At 41.3% G+C, this 17341-nt stretch carries 17 protein-coding genes; 3 read left to right on the forward strand and 14 right to left on the reverse strand.

The window, feature by feature from the left end; genetic code table 11:
- Window positions 1-10 precede the first annotated feature (10 nt).
- Window positions 11-1078 carry a PmoA family protein gene (locus ACR2F7_RS16440; protein WP_432714626.1) on the reverse strand — a complete coding sequence of 356 codons (1068 nt, stop codon included), beginning with the start codon at window positions 1076-1078 and terminating at the stop codon, window positions 11-13.
- Window positions 1079-1104: 26 nt separating this feature from the next.
- Window positions 1105-2454 (reverse strand): Gfo/Idh/MocA family protein, encoded by a 1350-nt coding sequence (locus tag ACR2F7_RS16445; RefSeq protein WP_432714627.1) that lies wholly within the window; start codon window positions 2452-2454, stop codon window positions 1105-1107.
- 531 nt (window positions 2455-2985) lie between these two features.
- Here ACR2F7_RS16445 and ACR2F7_RS16450 point away from each other — a divergent pair.
- Window positions 2986-4032, forward strand: a complete 1047-nt coding sequence (locus tag ACR2F7_RS16450) for a 3-oxoacyl-ACP synthase III family protein (RefSeq protein WP_432714628.1) — start codon at window positions 2986-2988, stop codon at window positions 4030-4032.
- Between the two features lies 1 nt (window position 4033).
- Here the strand turns inward: ACR2F7_RS16450 and ACR2F7_RS16455 are convergent, their stop codons facing one another.
- From ACR2F7_RS16455 to dcd, 4 genes are read right to left on the reverse strand one after another with little or no spacing between them, the layout of a single operon-like run.
- Window positions 4034-4906, reverse strand: a complete 873-nt coding sequence (locus tag ACR2F7_RS16455) for an SDR family oxidoreductase (RefSeq protein WP_432714629.1) — start codon at window positions 4904-4906, stop codon at window positions 4034-4036.
- 1 nt (window position 4907) lies between these two features.
- Entirely contained in the window at window positions 4908-5669 is a 762-nt protein-coding gene (locus tag ACR2F7_RS16460) for an enoyl-CoA hydratase/isomerase family protein (RefSeq protein ID WP_432714630.1), read from the reverse strand.
- A gap of 6 nt (window positions 5670-5675) precedes the next feature.
- A complete protein-coding gene (locus tag ACR2F7_RS16465; RefSeq protein ID WP_432714631.1) occupies window positions 5676-8369 on the reverse strand; it encodes a TonB-dependent receptor plug domain-containing protein in 2694 nt (897 codons plus the stop codon).
- A gap of 50 nt (window positions 8370-8419) precedes the next feature.
- Entirely contained in the window at window positions 8420-8956 is a 537-nt protein-coding gene (dcd, locus tag ACR2F7_RS16470; protein ID WP_432714632.1) for a dCTP deaminase, read from the reverse strand.
- Window positions 8957-9023: 67 nt separating this feature from the next.
- Between dcd and ACR2F7_RS16475 the strand changes: the two genes are divergently transcribed.
- Window positions 9024-9665, forward strand: a complete 642-nt coding sequence (locus tag ACR2F7_RS16475) for a 4'-phosphopantetheinyl transferase family protein (RefSeq protein ID WP_432714633.1) — start codon at window positions 9024-9026, stop codon at window positions 9663-9665.
- 12 nt (window positions 9666-9677) lie between these two features.
- Window positions 9678-10376 carry a lipoyl(octanoyl) transferase LipB gene (gene lipB, locus ACR2F7_RS16480; protein WP_432714642.1) on the forward strand — a complete coding sequence of 233 codons (699 nt, stop codon included), beginning with the start codon at window positions 9678-9680 and terminating at the stop codon, window positions 10374-10376.
- A gap of 14 nt (window positions 10377-10390) precedes the next feature.
- Here the strand turns inward: lipB and ACR2F7_RS16485 are convergent, their stop codons facing one another.
- The 8 genes from ACR2F7_RS16485 to ACR2F7_RS16520 form a co-directional block, all read right to left on the reverse strand.
- Complete coding sequence (locus ACR2F7_RS16485) at window positions 10391-11818, reverse strand: L-serine ammonia-lyase (RefSeq protein WP_432714634.1); 1428 nt, start codon at window positions 11816-11818, stop codon at window positions 10391-10393.
- 93 nt (window positions 11819-11911) lie between these two features.
- Entirely contained in the window at window positions 11912-12574 is a 663-nt protein-coding gene (locus ACR2F7_RS16490; RefSeq protein WP_432714635.1) for an MgtC/SapB family protein, read from the reverse strand.
- An 84-nt stretch (window positions 12575-12658) separates the two neighbouring features.
- Window positions 12659-14299, reverse strand: coding sequence for a chaperonin GroEL (groL, locus tag ACR2F7_RS16495; protein ID WP_432714636.1), 1641 nt, complete (start codon window positions 14297-14299; stop codon window positions 12659-12661).
- Between the two features lie 63 nt (window positions 14300-14362).
- Complete coding sequence (locus tag ACR2F7_RS16500) at window positions 14363-14656, reverse strand: co-chaperone GroES (protein ID WP_432714637.1); 294 nt, start codon at window positions 14654-14656, stop codon at window positions 14363-14365.
- A 263-nt stretch (window positions 14657-14919) separates the two neighbouring features.
- Complete coding sequence (gene secG, locus ACR2F7_RS16505; RefSeq protein WP_432714638.1) at window positions 14920-15264, reverse strand: preprotein translocase subunit SecG; 345 nt, start codon at window positions 15262-15264, stop codon at window positions 14920-14922.
- An 11-nt stretch (window positions 15265-15275) separates the two neighbouring features.
- Window positions 15276-16178 carry a hypothetical protein gene (locus ACR2F7_RS16510; protein WP_432714639.1) on the reverse strand — a complete coding sequence of 301 codons (903 nt, stop codon included), beginning with the start codon at window positions 16176-16178 and terminating at the stop codon, window positions 15276-15278.
- The gene (locus ACR2F7_RS16515; RefSeq protein ID WP_432714640.1) at window positions 16172-16678 is read right to left on the reverse strand and encodes an LptE family protein; all 507 of its coding nucleotides are present in this window, start codon (window positions 16676-16678) and stop codon (window positions 16172-16174) included. The genes ACR2F7_RS16510 and ACR2F7_RS16515 overlap by 7 nt, the downstream gene beginning before the upstream one ends.
- Window positions 16679-16680: 2 nt before the next feature.
- Window positions 16681-17341: helix-turn-helix domain-containing protein (locus ACR2F7_RS16520; protein ID WP_432714641.1), on the reverse strand; the 661-nt coding region annotated here is incomplete at its 5' end.

Here is a 17341-nt window from a genome sequence, read left to right on the forward strand (position 1 = left end):
GCTATAGTTTTTATTTATACTTTTTTGAAAAACTATCAAACTCTGTGTTAACCTGCTGATCTGTAAGGTTTCCTCCAGAGTTAATAACAACTTTATAGCGGAATTCTACAGATTTGCCTGCAGGTAATTTAAAATCCAACACTTCTTTTCCCTGGCTAAATTCTTTTTGTCCCAGTGGATTGGCAGCATATAAGCCATAACCACGGGCATGCCAGTAAGTAGGGTAGCCTGTGTTTTGAGGATGGTCAATGATCACTAAAGATACCGCTTCATTTCCAATTTTGCCATTTAGATTCACCCATTTGGATCGTGTGCCCCAAACATCATCACCTTCACGTCCGTCGCTGCTGCGGTATTTTCCACTCACGCCTTCGTTGTTCATTTTGGCGACAGCAGTGGCAATACCATTGGCATCTGTAAACTTTTCAGGCTTGTCTGAAGGGTGTTCCAGCTCGCGCGCCACACGGATGCCCAGCAAACCTTCTTTATTGTCTTTGAAAGAGACGTCTTCTTTTAAGCTGGTTAAGGTGGTAATCAGTTCTATCGCAATTTTATCCCCTTCTTTAGTGAAGATATATTTAGCATCTTGTTTCAGCAAGTTCGCGCCATCTGGTTTTTGCCAGTTCATGGTAACCGATAAAATTGCTTTATCATCATCAGCGGTCATCTGGTTAACCGATACATGTTTGATGGTACCATAGCCAGCTTTTTTTTCTGAAGGGATGGCTGTAGAGTTGTTCCAGAAATCCAGTCCATTGACATCACCATAGTTAAACCATAAGCCAACATGATGTGGATGGTCTACACGTTCTCCCGGGCGTGGGTCCATAGGCCAGCCACGGGTAACCAACGTACCTTTTGAAGTGCGCAGCGGATACAACACCGGTTTCATCAGTTCATCGGGGTAGATGTAAGATGTAAGGGCCTTGCCATCAATAGTAATGTCTACTCTTTTCTGTGCTTTATTTTCTGTAATGGCAAAGCGTTTCTCCTTTTTAAAGCTACTTAGTGTTAAGCCAAGCAGGAGCAATACGGCACCTGCAAGAAACAGGTTGTCTAAAACTTGATGTTTTTTCATCTGTATATATTTTGCTGTTTTCGGATCTATCCTGCAATTACCTCTTGGGTGGCATCATCAAAGGTTACTTTTTTACCTGTCTGCATCGCTGTACGGGCCATAATGTTCGCAATAGAGTGGTTATACCCAGCTTCAATAGATGCATTGGGTGTTTTTCTGCTTAAAATACAGTCCATCCAGTTGCGCATATGCAGTGAAGTCATGGGATCGCCACCTGTATTGGCACTTGTTTCTGTTTTTGCCACTGAGGAAAGGGTAAAGGGGCTTAACAAATTAGCCTTCATGCCCATTTCTTCTGCATCTTTAATCTTCAGGCCACCTTCAGCCGTCACCTGGTTGGTATCAAGGTTTAGCATCCCTCCGTTAGAATAGTATAATTCTTTAATGCCACCGGCAGAGTTGGTAAATCTGGAAGAATAAACCACCTGAAAGCCTTTGTTCTTGTCGTTCGCCGGTCCATAATCCATTACCGCCGTAACGGTATCGGGGTTCTCACGACCATCGTTCCATTGGTAGATGCCACCATTGGCAGCTACACTGCGTGGATGGTTGAGGTCTGAAAACCAATGTACGGTATCAATTTGGTGAGCCATCCATTGTCCCCATATCCCTGAAGAATAAGGCCAGAAAAGTCGGTATTCTAAATATTTACGTGGATCCCATGCTACTTTAGGGCGATTCATTAAGAAACGATCCCAATCGGTATCCTGCTCACGAATTTCACTGACTAGTTTTGGCAATCGCCAGCGACCGGGTTGGTTTACATTCCAAGTCATTTCCACCATATTGATGTCGCCAAACTTCCCTGATTTGATATATTCATTGGCAGCAATATAATTGGGTGCACTGCGACGTTGAGAGCCTACCTGAAAAATCTTTCCTGTTTCCTGTACGGCTTTCCGCAGTATCTTGGCATCCTCCAGCGTTTCTGCCATTGGTTTTTCTACATAAACATCTTTGCCATTGCGTACCGCTTCGGCAGCCATCAGGGCATGCTGAAAGTCTGCTGTACTGATGATCACTGCATCAATGCCTTTTGCAGCATACAGTTCATCATTATTGCGGTATTGTTTAATAGTATTACCTGTTTTACTTTTTATAAAAGCACCACCTTCATCCCTACGGCGGTTCCAGATGTCAGAGACCCCTACAAATTCGAAGTTAAGAGCTTTTGCATGATCCATAAAGGAAGGAAAGAGCGAATTTTTAAAACGATTAGAGAAGCCGATAATGCCTACCTGGACGCGGTCATTGGCCCCTAAAATGCGGCTGTAACTTTTTGCATTTACACCCATGGCAGATAAGCCGGCTACGCCAGTAAGCAGAGATGCTTTTTTGATAAAGTCTCTCCTGGAGTTTGCTGAATTGTTTTCCATAATTTTTATTTTGTAGCTTATAAAATCATACTCAAAAAAATAGCAGGTAACACTGTTATAGGGCTTTTTCAAATCAAGGTGCATGTCTTTATGCGGTATCTCTGCTAAAAAAGTACAGCCTTGCTGAGGAAGTTTATATTTGGTTAGTGTTGTTGTTGAAGTTAGTTTTTTTATTCCAAACAATATCATCCTGTAACGAAATATTTGAGTGGAAAACCCTCAGCAGGCATCGCTTTTAAGATAACAATAAATTATAAAATATGCGGTAGAACCATTACTAGACAGTTTATAGGGCTTTCTTATATTGATTGCTCCTCTACATACCCTACCATGGATAACTAAAATGTTACTCGCTGGTCATTCAATCAATTTAACAATCCTCAATGACGCTGTCTGCCATTAAAAAATTGGCCCTCCTATTTTAATAATAAAATTACTGTGTAAGGATGATTTAACTTTAATCCGCTATATTTAAATTTATGTTACCATTGAAATAATTTCTTTTTAACATCAGCAATTAAACGAGCAAAAATGCAGAGTTCAAAAATAGCCGGCATAGGATATTATGTGCCAAAGAACGTATATACCAACGATGACCTTTCTAAATACATGGATACCAACGATGCCTGGATACAAGAACGTACCGGAATTAAAGAGCGTCGTTTTGCAGACCGCCTGGAAGAAACCACCACCACAATGGGTATTGAAGCGGCTACCATAGCCATTGAAAGGGCAGGAATAACGGCTCAGGATGTAGACTTCATCATCTTTGCCACGCTCACACCAGATTATTATTTCCCTGGCTGCGGCGTATTGTTGCAGCGTGAAATGAAGATGAAGGAAATTGGTGCCCTGGATATCCGCAACCAATGTTCGGGCTTTGTCTATGCGTTGTCCATTGCTGATCAATTTATCAAAACAGGCATGTACAAAAATATCCTTGTGGTGGGTAGTGAAAAACACTCTTTTGCAATGGATTTTGCCACCCGCAGCAGGAATGTTTCTGTAATTTTTGGGGATGGCGCAGGAGCAGTAGTTTTACAACCTGCAACGCGCGAAGGACAGGGCATATTAAGTACGCATTTACATAGTGATGGCGCTGATGCCGAATTGCTGGCTATGTATTACCCGGGGGCTTCGGCAAATAAATGGCTGAAAGATAAACCTGGTTATCCTGATCAGGAACTTGGAGGCTTGTTTATGACTGCTGAGCAGCTGGAAAGTGGTGCCGCTTTACCTTATATGGATGGCCCTGCGGTATTTAAAAAGGCTGTAGTAAAGTTTCCTGAAGTGATTAAAGAAGCGTTAAAAGCTAACAATATGACAGCAGAGGATATTGATTTACTGGTACCTCACCAGGCAAACCTCCGCATTAGCCAATATGTGCAGCAACTGTTGAAATTGCCAGATGATAAGGTATTTAACAACATCCAGAAATATGGCAATACAACGGCGGCTTCTGTGCCTATTGCCTTATGTGAGGCATGGGAAGCGGGCAAGATTAAAGATGGTGATCTTGTGTGTCTTGCCGCTTTTGGTTCTGGTTTTACCTGGGGCAGTGCCCTGATCAGGTGGTAAATTAACCTTTAGCCGACCTGGTCATTTGTTCAAAGGCATCCCACATTTCGGTTGGGATGGCCTCTAAACCATTAAACTGGCCAGCACCCTGCAACCATTCTCCACCGTCAATGGTAATTACTTCGCCATTGATATAGCTGGAGAAATCGCTCACTAAAAACGCAGCCAGATTGGCCAGCTCCTGGTGGTCACCCACTCTTTTTAAAGGCACACGGTTTTTAAAGTCGAACTTTTCTGCCAGCTCACCCGGTAACAAACGTTCCCACGCTCCTTTGGTAGGGAAAGGTCCAGGCGCAATGGCATTGGTACGGATACCATATTTACCCCACTCAACAGCCAAAGACCTTGTCATGGCTAATACGCCCCCTTTAGCACATGCTGAGGGTACTACATAGGCTGATCCGGTAAAGGCATAGGTGGTTACAATATTTAATACACTCGCAGGCTGTTTTTCTTTGATCCAGTGTTTACCAAAGGCAAGGGTACAGTTAACCGATCCTTTTAAAACTATATCTATGATAGAGGAAAAAGCATTTGCCGATAAACGCTCTGTAGGGGAGATGAAATTCCCTGCTGCATTATTCAGCAAGGCATCAACACGGCCAAAGGTTTTCAAGCTTTCCGCCAGCACATTTTCTACCTGTGCGTATTCTCTTACATCGCAGGCTACAGCTAAAACTTTACCACCGGTTGCTGCTTCCATTTCGGCGGCAGTTTTTTGAATAACCTCTAACTTGCGGCTGGTGATGACTAAATTAGCACCCAGCTTCAGGAAATAAGTTCCCATTGCCTTCCCTAATCCTGTCCCTCCACCAGTAATTACTATCGTTTTTCCTTTTAATGCGTCATCTCTGAGCATGGGTTGGTTATACATATTATTTTTTTTGAAGGTTGTTGATAATGGTTGCCAGGATGTTTCTGGTATTTGGCGACCACCATTGTTCCAGCATTAATTCTAAAACTTCACTTTGATCTGCAGTAGTGGCCTCAATTAATTCTTTCCTGATGTTTAATTTGCTTTGTTGCCAGGTGTTAGATTCAAAGGCCATGTATTTCCTTGCATGTCGCTCAGCAGCAGTAAGGATACTGTCGCCATTCACCAATTCATCTACCAGGCCAATTTTAAGGGCTTCTTCAGGACTAAACAATTTGCCTTCTAACAAGCTGCGGCTGGCATTAGCTTTTCCGAGCCAGAAAGAATAGATCTGGAAAATACTGTTAGGCACAATAATGCCCACCGGAACTTCATTCAGACCGATGATGAATTTTCCTTCGGCCATTACCCTTGCATCACAGGCTAAAGCAATTACACAGCCTCCCGCCGGACTATGCCCATTGATAGCTGCCACCAATGGTTTTTTGAAGGCTATAATGGTTGCAGCAAACTTGAAAAACAATTGCCAGAAAGATTTAACTTCTTCTTTATTGTAATGGTACAATTCCATCAAATCAAGGCCTGCAGAAAAGAACTTCTCCTGTCCGGTAATCATTACGCCACCAATATTTGAATCTGCATCAATATTATTGAACATATCTGTCAGTTCGGTAATCATTTCCCGGTTAAGGGCATTAGATTTTCCCCTGTTTAAGGTGATAATCGCTAAACGGTCTTTAATGGTGACTTTTATTGTATTCATTTTTCTTTATTTAACTTCATAAGTGTAGGTAGCCCTGGCCAATTGACCGCTGGCATTGATGCCTTCAATCAGCACCCGGTAAATTCCTGGTTCATCGCTGTTGAAATAATTAAAGGTTGCTTTTCCAGTAGCATCTGTAATCAGCTGTGGGTTCCAGTAAATGGTAGTCCTGAAATCCGGAGCTGTGTTGTTAGGCTGCGCCTCATAATCTGGGGAGTAAAACTGCCTCATGTAAGATAAGCCTTTGGGTGTATAAGTAACAATGCCCGGTGCATAATTCGAATAGCCAGTGCTGCCTCCTCTTTTGGTAGTGACAATTAAGATGCCACCACCACCTTGTGAGCCATAGATTGCCAGATTGCCTACGCTTTTGAGTACTTCTATGGTTTCTACATCCTGTACATTAATGGCATCCAGAAAGTCTGCTTCAACATACATGCCATCTACAATGACCTGCATTGGCGTAGATGCGCCGAATCGCATTAAATAGGGGGTATTATCCCGAATAACTAAACCTGCTACACGACCTTGCAGACATTGAAGCAAGCTAAAACAATTGCTCAGCTGGTCGGCCGTAATCACCGCATCGGCATGACCAGCCCCGTTTAAATTGGATGAGTTTTTAGCCGGATTTTTCGTGGCCACAATATTAACCTCTTCTAAAACTACGGTGCGTTGAAGCACACCACGTTTGGTCAGCTCGTCGAAATAATTTTCACTTTTCTGGATATACGATGAAATTGATTCATTAATGTTGACTACAATATCACCGGTATTTTTATTGCGGGTAACCACTTGTCCGGGTTGAATATCTAATTTAATATCTGTATTCTTCTTGTTCTTTTCCGTACGGCCCTGCACCACAAACTTTGTGCTGTCGGGGAAACTCAGGTTGTCAAACACAAAACGACCCTGTGCATCAGAAAGTGTATCTATGGCCATTAAGCCCCCTGCAGTAGAAAATAAAGATACTTTACCATTGGCTATTGGTTTACCAGAAAGGTTAACCAATGTACCGCTGATGGTTAAATTCTTTTCAGGCTGGTAACGGATCACAGGCTCACTATTCGAGATCACGTTTTTCCATAAAAACCTTCTCCAACCTTGAGTAAGCAGCAGGTTGTCTAGCTGTTCAAGAGTAGATTCGTCATCATTTAGAAAATAATGGTTTGGTTTTTCAATATAACCCGGTAAATCTGAAGTAAGCAACAGCGTGGTTAAGATGTTGCTTTCGTTCTCTAAATCTGGTGTTACCACGTTGTTGTTGGTTACCGCTACAGATAAGCTGCCTACGAAGGGTTGTCCGGGTGCATCGGCGGTGATATTAAGGTTTACCTTTTCTCTTTTGCCGTATTCCTTCTGATTGGAATTGATTTGCAGGTTCACTGTTTCTGCGGCATTTTTAACAAATACCAGTCGCTCGGCAACAGGAAGGTTAGCATCGTTAAATACAGTAAGCTGAATAATTCCTGTAGGCAGCTCTTTTTTCGGAATGGAAAGATTGGCCAGTTGCTTGCTGTTTTTAACCTTGGCCACGGCGTACACAGTTCCATTGTGCTGCGCCACCAATTTTAATTCCTTATCTGACAATAGGTTTTCACTGAGGTATATCTTAACGTTAATCTTTGCCGTATCCAAATTGTTAACCATCATCACATAACCTGCAGGTTGTACAGGGGGCAGTTTAACCTGCTGTTTGGAACCATCAGCATGTGTAATGCTGGCGGTATAAACCATTCCGGGTTGAGGGTTGATCACGAGGTTTCCCATGCCCAGGTAGGCAGTATTGAATTTGGTTACTTCAGCGCCGTTTTGATCTACAATGGTCCCTGAAATGTCTTTACCCAGGCCATTGCTGTTAACGGCTTTGATGCCAATTTTAGTAGGTAAGTTTTCTACAAAGTTTCCCCCCTCTGGAAAGAACTGGACACTGATGTCATTTGAGGTAGCCGTGATTGGAATGGTCTTCACCACCTTTTGTTTGTTAGGCAAATTAATGGTGGCTATAATTTTACCTGCCTGGCCCATAGTGTTGCTGGTGTTAAGGAAATCAAAATTGATCTCCCCATTTTTATTGGTGGTTATCTTACCTTTTGCGGCATTTTTGAAGTTAAGCTGAACAACATAATTCACTTCTGCACCAGCATAAGCGGTCTCATTCTTGTCGCTAAACTTGATGGTTGTATTTACCTTCTGTGCATTGTTTTCTGTACTATACTTATAGCCAGTTTTCGTAAAAACCTTATTTGCCCAGGCATTACCAATTTTGATGGTCTTGTCGTACATAAACTCTGTACCTGCATTACGCATCCATTTGGTGTAGGCTCTAATGCGGTAATTGCCTTCCTGTAAGGAGTCCGTCAGTTTAAAATCACCCCAGGTTATGCCACCCATTACTGGCAGTAAAAGTTGTTTTTTAACCGAATCTACTTCGTTGATCAGCTCTACATACAAAAGGTTGCTTAATGTTGAGGGGCGGTTATCAAGGGTGTTAACCAGGTAAGCTTTAAACCAGATGTCATCGCCAATGGCATAATAAGGTTTGTCGAGGTGCAGGTGAACTTTCTCCTGCACATGTTTCTTATTGTAGGTTTCCATTTTCTTTAACAGTAAAGAAAATGGATCATCTTCGATTTTAAAGGCTGCAAACAAAGAAATGCCCAGAAGAAGAGAAAGCGCTAGTATATATTTGGTTTTCATGGGAATAGGTTATTCTAATAAAAACTCAATATACGAGTATTAGGGCTTTATTAAAATTTATTCTTCCACATCATGCTTTCTACGGGCTTGGTTGTTTTATTGTTGTATTTAGCATCAGCTTTGTTGTTGTACATGGTAGCAATTTCACCTTCCACAGTAAAATAGATCAACTGGCCTATAGGCATGCCGGCATAAATTTTTACAGGTTGCGAACAAGAAATTTCCAGTGTCCAGGTATTGCAAAAACCTACATCACCTTTACCTGCTGTGGCATGAATATCAATCCCTAAACGGCCGGTACTTGATTTTCCTTCTAAAAAGGGAATATGAGCATGAGTCTCTGTGTATTCGAGTGTTACGCCCAAATACAGAGTGCCTGGCTGTAAAATAAAACCATCTTTAGGGATCTCGAAATGTGTAATGGTATTGTGTTTTTTGGCATCTAAAACACGGTCATTATAGGTGGCCAGGTATTTGCCAAGGTGTACATCGTAAGAGTTGGTACCCAAACAATCGTCGGCAAAGGGTTCTATAATGATCGTACCTTTTTCAATTTCTTCAAGTATACGTTTGTCGGATAGTATCATTTATTAAGATTTCGTCAAAATTATGATTAATTTAAGATACTTTTACCATTGAATTTCCAAAATAGAGATGCCAATCGTTTATAATAAAAATATTGATGATCAAACCATACTGGCAGTATGGAAGATACAAGAATCTGAAGCTGAATTAACTGCCGGACTGCAATTAAAGCAGCATGAAGTTGATTTCCTCTCTTCCTTAAATAACGGCAAGCGTCTTCTGCACTGGCTCAGCACGCGGTTGCTGCTCCGCACTATGCTCAACACTAATGATTATATTGACTGCAGGATGGATGAGCATGGCAAACCTTACCTTAAAAACATGGACTATGAGATTTCCCTAAGTCATTCTTTCGATTATGCTGCGGTAATGATCAGTAAAGATAAAAAGGTGGGTGTTGATATTGAGTTGATGAAAGAGAAAATCCAGCTCATCAAGCACAAATTCTTGTCTGTAGATGAGCTAAAGCAGGATAACCTGGACTTCAGTGTGAAAGGTTTATACGTGTGCTGGTGTGTAAAGGAAGCGATATATAAATGGAATGGCAGAAGAGGATTGGAGCTCAAAAAAGACATGTTCGTAAAGGCCTTTAGCCTGGAAGAAGCTGGAGAAGTTGAGGCAATTGTAAGTTTGCCCGATGGCCCGCAAGGCTTAACGGCAAGTTACTTTCAAACCAGTGATGGTTATATGTTAGCCTATGTGATGGCTTAATTTTGTTAAATGATGAATAAAGAAGTGAAGTATGAAGACTGGGGTCTTGTAGATTACCAGCAAGCCTGGGATAAACAGGAAGAAGTTTTTAAAGCTACTGTAGCGGTTAAAACCGAAAACCGCACCAACAATACCACGCTGATTACACCTAATACACTGGTGTTTTGTGAGCACCCGCATGTGTATACGTTAGGCAAAAGCGGCGTACCTGAAAACCTGCTGCTTGATGAGCAGGGATTGATAGAAAAACAAGCTACCTATTATAAAATCAACAGGGGAGGTGACATTACTTACCATGGCCCGGGTCAGATTGTAGGGTACCCTATCCTGGACCTTGACAACTTCTTTACCGACATCCATTTATACCTGCGTACCTTAGAGGAAGCCGTTATTTTAACCTTAAAAGATTATGGCATTGAGTCTGGCCGCTATCCTGGTTATACCGGCGTATGGTTAGATGCTGATAATGATAAGGCACGTAAAATCTGTGCTATGGGGGTGAGGTGTAGCCGCTGGGTAACCATGCACGGCTTCGCCTTTAATGTCAATACCGACCTTTCTTATTTCAGGAACATCATTCCTTGCGGTATCGACGATAAGGATGTTACTTCCATGCAGCATGAGCTCGGTTATGAGCTGCCGATGGAAGAAGTTAAATTAAAGTTGCGTGGGCATATTGCTGCGCTCTTTGGAATGAGCATCAGTGCATAACGTTCATTTGCTTTTTAACATTCTGGTAAACTGATTGGAATGTTTGTCGCCAATCCACCATCTGAGGTCTCTTTGTATTTAGAGTTCATGTCTAAAGCAGTTTCCCACATGGTGTTGACCACGGCATCTAAACTTACCTTGGCCTTGTCAGGGTTGCTTTGCAACGCCAGCTGACTAGCCGTAATGGCTTTTATAGCGCCCATGGTATTGCGTTCAATGCAAGGAACCTGAACCAGGCCACCTATTGGGTCGCAGGTTAAGCCCAAATGATGCTCCATAGCAATCTCTGCTGCCATGAGTACTTGTCGCTGAGAGCCGCCCATGCATTCTGTCAGCGCTGCTGCGGCCATTGCTGATGATACGCCTATTTCCGCCTGACAGCCTCCCATGGCTGCTGATATAGTGGCACCTTTTTTAAAGATACTCCCTATTTCTGAAGCACAGGCAATAAACTGGATGATCTTCTGGTCGCTGTAGCCATCGCAAAAAGCAATATAATATTGCAATACAGCAGGAATAACGCCTGCAGCTCCATTGGTAGGGGCCGTAACCACTCTTCCAAAAGAAGCATTCTCTTCATTCACCGCAAGGGCGAAACAACTTACCCAGTCCAGGATGTAATTAAAATTTTGTCCGCCGTTCCTAATGGCCATGATCCAGCTGTTGTAATCGCTGTAAGGCTGATCGCCAATCAGTCTTTTATTCAAAGCTGCTGCTCTACGGCCTACATTTAAACCACCGGGTAAAAAGCCTGTGGTGTGGCAGCCGCGGAAAGTACAGTCTTTCATCACATGGAAATGGCGCAGAATACCCAATTCAGTTTCTTCCTCCTTGCGCCAGGCAGATTCGTTTTCCAGCACCACTTCAGAGACTTTTAACCCTGTACTGAGGCACCAGTGTAATAAATCTGCCGCTTTCTCAATCGGGAAGGGCAGGTCTACACTTTGTTTATCACTTGCATTTTCTCCTTCTTTAACCACAAAACCTCCGCCTATAGAGTAATAGGTTTCTGAAACTGCTTTACCGGTATTCAAGAATGCCTGAAAAGTAACCGCATTGGGGTGAAAAGGTAAGCTTTCCTGGAAAAGAAAGATCATGTCATCATCAAAGTGAAAGAGAACTTTATGCGTGCCATGAAGTGACAACTGTTGACGGTGTTTAATACCGAGGATGGTAGAGTCAATGGAATTTACATCGAATGTTACCGGGTCTGCACCACTCAGGCCTAATAAAATGGCTATATCGGTACCATGGCCTTTCCCTGTTTTTGCCAGTGAGCCATATAATAGAATTTTTACCTGTTCTACCTGTTCGAGTACATTATTTTTGAGTAATACATCAATAAATTGTTGTGCTGCTCTCCAGGGCCCTAAAGTGTGTGAACTGGAGGGGCCAACCCCAATTTTAAAAATGTCAAATACAGAGATCTGTTCCCTTTCCATTCCGCAAATCTAGTCGTTTATTTGCTATCAAAGAAATAGGTTTAACTCCTTCTTTTCATTACTAAGGGGTCATAAAGGGCTACGGTGATAGTTTTAAAAATCAAAGGCAAGAACTTTTTCGTCCTTTAACATACGGTCAACAAATTTCTTATGTTTATCAGGGCTGCCAATGGCAATCCAGGTACCGCTGATTTTACCATCTTTGAGCTGCTGTTTACCGCGGATAAATTTTAAGTTGGAGCTGCGGATATATTCTTCATATTGATCCAGGCCTTCATTTTCAAAGGCTTTTACAATGCGGTAGCTTCTTCGGGTAAAACGTCTTTCCATCATTTCTTCCAGTATAGGGAAGAAGAGGAGTGCTAAGAGCACAATAGCCGTAACAGAAATGGCCTGCACATAATAACCAGAACCTACGGCCATGCCTATGGCGGCAACCACCCAGATTACACTGGCTGTAGTTAAACCCTTCACCTGGTTGTCGTCTTTAAAAATAACCCCTGCACCAAGGAAACCAATACCGGTTACAATATTAGAGGCAATACGGTCTGCACTGTCCAGGCCAATCCTCACAGAAAGTATGGTAAATAAAGTAGCCCCCATGCCCATCATGATCAGGGTTTTTAAGCCAGCCTGTTTACTTCTAAATTCACGTTCTGCACCTATCAAGCCACACAGCAGAATGGTCAGTAAGAATTTATTGACTTCACCAGCGGTCATGAAGTGGTCTGTTTCCAGTATTTCAAGAAAATCCATAAGCTAAAAATACCTAAATTAAACATAAAAAGGGTGCTGAAAATCTTTCAGCACCCTTTTTATTAAATATATGGTTGAACAGAATTACATCATTCCGCCCATGCCACCACCACCCATAGGAGGCATGCCACCACCGGCTGATTTATCATCAGGCTCATCAGCTAATACGCATTCTGTTGTTAACAACATGGCTGCAATAGAAGCTGCATTTTCTAATGCTACACGACCAACTTTAGTAGGGTCAATAACACCAGCAGCAATTAAGTTTTCATAAACATCAGTACGTGCATTGTAACCGAAGTCACCAGTACCTTCTTTAACTTTTTGAACTACGATAGAACCTTCAATACCTGCGTTTTCACAGATTTGACGCAATGGCTCTTCGATAGCACGTTTAACGATAGCAATACCAGTAGTTTCATCTTCGTTAGCACCTTTCATGCCTTCTAAAGCTTCAATAGCACGGATGAAAGCAACACCACCACCAGCAACAATACCTTCTTCAACCGCAGCACGGGTTGCATGTAAAGCATCATCAACACGGTCTTTTTTCTCTTTCATTTCAACTTCAGAAGCTGCACCTACATAAAGAACGGCAACACCGCCAGCTAATTTAGCCAAACGCTCTTGTAATTTTTCTTTATCGTAGTCAGATGTAGTCGTTTCAATTTGAGCTTTGATCTGGTTAACGCGAGCTTTGATATCATCAGTCTGACCAGCACCGTTAATCATTGTTGTATTGTCTTTGTCAACAACAACTTTTTCTGCAGTACCTAAGTAAGTAAGGTCAGCATTCTCTAATTTATAACCTCTTTCTTCAGAAATAACAGTACCACCAGTTAAGATAGCGATGTCTTCTAACATTGCTTTTCTACGGTCACCGAAACCTGGTGCTTTAACAGCAACAACTTTCAGAGAGCCACGGATTTTGTTTACAACAAGAGTAGCTAAAGCTTCCCCGTCTAAATCTTCAGCAATGATTAATAAAGGTTTACCAGTTTGAACTTGTTTTTCAAGGATCGGCAACAATTCTTTCATGTTGCTGATTTTTTTGTCGTAGATTAAGATGTAAGGGTTTTCTAATTCCGCTTCCATTTTATCTGCATTGGTCACAAAGTATGGAGACAAGTAACCACGGTCAAATTGCATACCTTCAACTGTTTTTACTTCAGTTTCTGTACCTTTTGCTTCTTCAACAGTAATTACACCATCTTTACCTACTTTACCCATTGCTTCAGCAATTAGGGAACCAATAATTTCATCATTGTTTGCTGAGATAGAAGCAACTTGTTTGATTTTGTTATTGTCTTCACCAACAGTTTGAGACTGGGCTTTCAAGTTTTCAACAATTGCAGTAACCGCTTTGTCGATACCACGTTTCAAATCCATTGGATTTGCACCAGCAGCAACGTTTTTAATACCAGCTGTAACAATAGCTTGCGCTAATACAGTTGCAGTTGTTGTTCCGTCACCTGCAATATCAGCAGTTTTAGAAGCAACTTCTTTAACCATTTGAGCACCCATATTTTCAATAGGGTCTTTTAACTCGATTTCTTTCGCTACCGTAACACCATCTTTAGTGATAGATGGAGAACCGAATTTCTTATCGATAATTACATTACGACCTTTAGGGCCTAAAGTTACTTTTACAGCATTAGCCAAAATATCAACACCTCTTTTCAGTGCATCACGGGCTTCTACATTATATTTTACTTGTTTTGACATTTTCGTTTTTATTATGTTGAGGTTTAAACTAAGATGATAAACTTATATTCAAACAATTATTTATTAAAGCGTACCTAAGATATCAGAATCTCTCATGATTAAGTATTCTTTACCTTCAATGGTTACTTCTGTACCACCGTATTTGCTGTATAATACTTGATCGCCTACGTTAACACTTACTGGAATTAAGTTTCCAGTTTGTTCTGCGTATTTGCCTGGTCCAACAGCTATAACGATTCCTTGCTGAGGTTTTTCTTTAGCGGTATCAGGAATATAAATACCAGAAGCTGTTTTTTCTTCGGCAGCAGCAGCTTCAACAACTACTCTATCTGCATTAGGTTTAAAGTTTAAAGCCATAATTTATTAATATTTTATTTAAGTTAATGTATAAGATTTATAAATAACGTTTCCCATACAACAGTTTTTATGCCAAGGGCAAGCACTTGCCAAAATTACACCGCCTTGTCAGCAATTCGTTTTATGAAAGGATATTATCGTGTCAGTCTGGCAGAATTAATCAGGTTGTAGCAAGGGCGATGAGCCAGTATAAAAACCTTGGGGCATAAAAAAGGCTGCAATCATTTTAGCAATGATGCAGCCTAAGCTTTTATTTAAAGTTCTTATTGAACTGGTTTTTGTTCGTTAACAGGAGGCGTAGTATTTGCCGGTGCCTGGTTAATTGGCGAAGGCGTAGGTGTTTTATCAAGTTGTTCCTGAATTTTTGAAGAGCTGCTGCTGGTGGTTCCAGTTTTAGATATTGTAGTAATACATAAAGTAAGGACTACGACTAAAGTTAACAGTACCCAAGTACCTTTTTCTAACACATCACCTGTACGCTGTACACCAAACATGTTACTTCCTCCTGAAGCGCCGGCTGCTAAACCACCACCTTTAGGGTTTTGGATTAACACAAATAGACCCAGAGCAACGCAAATGATGATCAGTAAAATAATTAAAAAAATCATATGTTATATAGTTAAATTTTCTTTTCTAGAGATTGGATAAGATCGGCAAAGTAACGGCTTTTTTCCGGAAACTTCAAACTTAATTTGTGATAAGTATCTATTGCCTTGTGATAAAGCATTTGCTCAATGTAAATCTTTGCTAATGTTTCTGATACAAGATCGTTATGGTCTTCAGCACTTTTCTTCGCCTTGTTTTCATTATCGATTTGTTCAGGCTTCGGCGGACTGATCTGTGGGGCCCTTTTCAGAAAGCTATCGATGATTTCTGTTTCCTTCGGATCGGTATTTTTAGCCTCCGGCGTGTTGTTAAGCAGCTCTTCTGCATTAAACGGACTTTGGATGTGAAAGATATGCTCCACATACTGTTGTTGCAGCTCACTCACTTTATTTTTCTTTACCACAGCATAAGGCTGTACTTCTGCCTCGTAAGCTTTCCTTGTTTTAGCCAGCCACCATAAAAAGGTATAAGGCAAGCTATCATCATTATAATTGCTTACACTTATTGGGTCGTCGCCAGTTTTAACACTTTCTTCAATTACGGTAGAAAGTTTTTGCTCAGCAGGTGCTTCTTTGACTGTTTCCTCTTCCAATACAAAAGCATCTTCAATCAGCTCGTTGTTAACCACAGGTGCTGGTTCTGCATCCGTTTCTTTTTCGGCAACACGTGGAACGTCAAAATTAAAAGTTGGCGTCGTTTCTGCCTGTTGTAATATTTTATATAAAACAGCACCATTAGCGTGTAACGTTGCAGCCGTTAATGCAGCAGATTGTTCAGGCTTTGCTTTTGCAAGTAAAAGATGTAAAGGCTCGAAAAAGGGAAATTGCAGGGACAGCTCTTCCAGAAAAGAAACATCCTGTTGTTCCACCAACTGCGGTTTGGCCAGCAATAGAGAAAGTCTTTCTTTATTTACCATTGTGCAAAAGCCCTGTTAAAAATATCCTCAGTTAACATTACATTAATGTCTTTAATCAATTGTGGCTCCAGCGCCTGCAGGCTTTGGCTGTTCAGGGCAAAATCTTTATATCTGGTGAAACTCTCCTCAAAGCTTTGCTTAGGATCCAGGTTATTGGTGTATTTTGCAGCTACCGTAATGGTCAATCTGCTGGATCCCGACGTGAACTGCTCGTTATCTGTTAAAGACACCGGTCTGATGTCGTAATTGGTAATCCTGCCTTCTAAAACAGCATCAGCATCTCCCTGCTTTAAACTTAACCGGGTTTGCGAACGGATACGGTTTTTTAAATCTTCCGTAAACTGCTGACTTAAAGTAGGCACCACCAGCTGTGCATTATTCTCGAAAAACTCTACCGCAATGGTTTTCATTTCCAAAGGAATAGAAGCGCCACTAAATTTGATGGAGCAGGAATTAAAGGTGACCATGATCACCAGCAATAAAAAGGTTAATCTTTTCATGGTTAATTTAAACTCAGTTCTTTAATCTTTCTATATAATGTACGTTCAGATATCCCCAGTTCCTGTGCTGCAAACTTGCGTTTACCCTTATGTTTCTTTAAAGCTTTTTTAATCAGGTCGCTTTCTTTATCAATCAATGATAAAGACTCTTCCACTTCTTCTGCATCGTGTGCATAATTATATTCAGAAGGGTTGTTTGAAGCAGGCTTTTTAATGGTCAGCGTTTGCTCCATTCCATTGCCTAAATCTGCATCCTGGTAAAGCTGATTGATATAATGTGGGTTATCAGCAATGATGTGAGAAGTGTTGCCGCCACTTTGAATAATTTCTGCAACAAGCTTTTTAAGGTCCATCATGTCCTTTTTCATATCGAAAAGAACTTTATAAAGAATATCCCTTTCCGTAAAATCTTCCTTATTATGCTGTCCGCTTACCATAGGCAAATTTGAAGAACTCTCATTTGGAATGTAATTCAACAAAGCTTCGGCGGTTACATTTCTTTCCTTCTCCAGCACGCAAATCTGTTCTGCAATATTTTTCAACTGCCTTACGTTACCAGGCCAGCTGTAATTGCTCAGCATTTGTATAGCATCAGGTTCAAGTTGTATCCCCGGACTGCGGTATTTATCGCTGAAATCTGCAGAAAACTTTCTGAAGAGCAGG

The sequence above is a fragment of the Pedobacter sp. genome (assembly GCF_045628745.1).
Taxonomy (GTDB): domain Bacteria; phylum Bacteroidota; class Bacteroidia; order Sphingobacteriales; family Sphingobacteriaceae; genus Pedobacter.

Excerpts from the sequence above, each read along its gene's own strand:
- ACR2F7_RS16440 (WP_432714626.1), bottom strand. The coding sequence starts at position 1,078 with ATGAAAAAACATCAAGTTTTAGACAACCTGTTTCTTGCAGGTGCCGTA.
- ACR2F7_RS16445 (WP_432714627.1), bottom strand. The coding sequence starts at position 2,454 with ATGGAAAACAATTCAGCAAACTCCAGGAGAGACTTTATCAAAAAAGCA.
- ACR2F7_RS16450 (WP_432714628.1), top strand. The coding sequence starts at position 2,986 with ATGCAGAGTTCAAAAATAGCCGGCATAGGATATTATGTGCCAAAGAAC.
- ACR2F7_RS16455 (WP_432714629.1), bottom strand. The coding sequence starts at position 4,906 with ATGTATAACCAACCCATGCTCAGAGATGACGCATTAAAAGGAAAAACG.
- ACR2F7_RS16460 (WP_432714630.1), bottom strand. The coding sequence starts at position 5,669 with ATGAATACAATAAAAGTCACCATTAAAGACCGTTTAGCGATTATCACC.
- ACR2F7_RS16465 (WP_432714631.1), bottom strand. The coding sequence starts at position 8,369 with ATGAAAACCAAATATATACTAGCGCTTTCTCTTCTTCTGGGCATTTCT.
- dcd (WP_432714632.1), bottom strand. The coding sequence starts at position 8,956 with ATGATACTATCCGACAAACGTATACTTGAAGAAATTGAAAAAGGTACG.
- ACR2F7_RS16475 (WP_432714633.1), top strand. The coding sequence starts at position 9,024 with ATGCCAATCGTTTATAATAAAAATATTGATGATCAAACCATACTGGCA.
- lipB (WP_432714642.1), top strand. The coding sequence starts at position 9,678 with ATGAATAAAGAAGTGAAGTATGAAGACTGGGGTCTTGTAGATTACCAG.
- ACR2F7_RS16485 (WP_432714634.1), bottom strand. The coding sequence starts at position 11,818 with ATGGAAAGGGAACAGATCTCTGTATTTGACATTTTTAAAATTGGGGTT.
- ACR2F7_RS16490 (WP_432714635.1), bottom strand. The coding sequence starts at position 12,574 with ATGGATTTTCTTGAAATACTGGAAACAGACCACTTCATGACCGCTGGT.
- groL (WP_432714636.1), bottom strand. The coding sequence starts at position 14,299 with ATGTCAAAACAAGTAAAATATAATGTAGAAGCCCGTGATGCACTGAAA.
- ACR2F7_RS16500 (WP_432714637.1), bottom strand. The coding sequence starts at position 14,656 with ATGGCTTTAAACTTTAAACCTAATGCAGATAGAGTAGTTGTTGAAGCT.
- secG (WP_432714638.1), bottom strand. The coding sequence starts at position 15,264 with ATGATTTTTTTAATTATTTTACTGATCATCATTTGCGTTGCTCTGGGT.
- ACR2F7_RS16510 (WP_432714639.1), bottom strand. The coding sequence starts at position 16,178 with ATGGTAAATAAAGAAAGACTTTCTCTATTGCTGGCCAAACCGCAGTTG.
- ACR2F7_RS16515 (WP_432714640.1), bottom strand. The coding sequence starts at position 16,678 with ATGAAAAGATTAACCTTTTTATTGCTGGTGATCATGGTCACCTTTAAT.